This is a genomic window from Nocardioides sp. P5_C9_2, assembly GCF_054049555.1.
Genome location: NZ_JBFUMD010000716.1, coordinates 1 through 1,262 on the forward strand (window position 1 = coordinate 1; position 1,262 = coordinate 1,262).

Annotated in this window: 3 protein-coding genes; all 3 read left to right on the forward strand. The window is 74.3% G+C overall.

Annotated features, from left to right (window positions below; genetic code table 11):
* Nucleotides 1–243, forward strand: a 243-nt coding sequence (locus ACXJKL_RS21245) for a biotin/lipoyl-containing protein (RefSeq protein WP_457208975.1), incomplete at its 5' end; no start/stop codon positions are given.
* A 63-nt stretch (nt 244–306) separates the two neighbouring features.
* Complete coding sequence (locus ACXJKL_RS21250) at nt 307–933, forward strand: TetR/AcrR family transcriptional regulator (protein ID WP_457208976.1); 627 nt, start codon at nt 307–309, stop codon at nt 931–933.
* Nucleotides 930–1,262, forward strand: a 333-nt coding sequence (locus ACXJKL_RS21255) for an FAD-dependent oxidoreductase (protein WP_457208977.1), incomplete at its 3' end; no start/stop codon positions are given. The genes ACXJKL_RS21250 and ACXJKL_RS21255, both read left to right, overlap by 4 nt.

Below are 1,262 nucleotides of genomic sequence, written 5' to 3' on the forward strand. Positions count from 1 at the left end.
GCCAAGAAGGCGGGCGCGGCCGCGTCGGGCGACGCCGTCAGCAGCCCCATGCAGGGCACCATCGTCAAGGTCGCGGTCACCGAGGGCCAGGAGGTCGCCGAGGGCGACGTCGTGGTCGTCCTCGAGGCCATGAAGATGGAGCAGCCCCTCAAGGCCCACAAGGCCGGCACCGTCACCGGCCTCCAGGCCGAGGTCGGCGCCACCGTCACCAACGGCGCCGTCATCTGCGAGCTCAAGGACTGATCCACGGCGGCGGGTCCGTCCCGTCAGATAGCGAGTGCTCACTTTTTATGTGACACTCGGGCCGTGACCACCCCACGCCGGACGCAGGCCGAGCGTCGGGACGCGACCATCACGCGTCTCCTCGACGCCACCGTCGACTGCCTGGCGACGCGCGGGTACGCCGCGACGACCACCTCCGCGGTGGCCGCGGCCGCCGGAGTGAGCCAGGGTGCACTGTTCCGGCACTTCCCCACCCGCCAGGACCTGCTGGTCGCCACGGCGGAGGTGGTGGCCGAGCGCAACGTCGCCGCCTTCCGCGGCCTGGCCGGCGAGCCGTCCCCGGAGGTCGAGGCGGTCACCGTCGTGCTGGGACACCTGCGCTCGGTGGTCCTCTCCCCCGCCAACCAGACGTGGCGCGAGCTGCTCGTGGCGGCCCGGGCCGACCCGGGGCTGCGGCTGGCCCTGCTGCCGGTGCGCGAGGGCCTCCAGGAGCAGATGCTCGCGGCGGCCACCGACCTGTGGGGCGACCTCCTGCCGCCGGACGACCTGCCCGCGGTGCTGAGCATCGTCGTCAACTTCCTCGACGGGCTGGCCTTCTCGGCCCTCGACCCCGACCCGTCCGCGCCGCCGGGTCGGACCGTCGAGCGCGCCCTGGGGCTGCTGGCCCACCTGATCGTCGACCGCCGCCCCGCCACCGAGGAGACCCCGTGACCCCGACCCCCTTCGAGCCCGACGTCATCGTCGTCGGCGCCGGCCTCGCCGGTCTCGTCGCCACCCACGAGCTCGCCCGCGCCGGTCGCCGGGTGCYGGTGCTCGACCAGGAGAACCGGCACAACCTCGGCGGCCAGGCCTGGTGGTCGCTCGGCGGCCTGCTGTTCGTCGACTCTCCCGAGCAGCGACGGATGGGCATCAAGGACTCCCCGGAGCTCGCGCTGCAGGACTGGCTGGGCAGCGCCCAGTTCGACCGGCTCGGCGACGGCACCGACGGCCCCGGCCGCGGCGAGGACCACTGGCCGCGGCGGTGGGCGGAGGCCTACGTG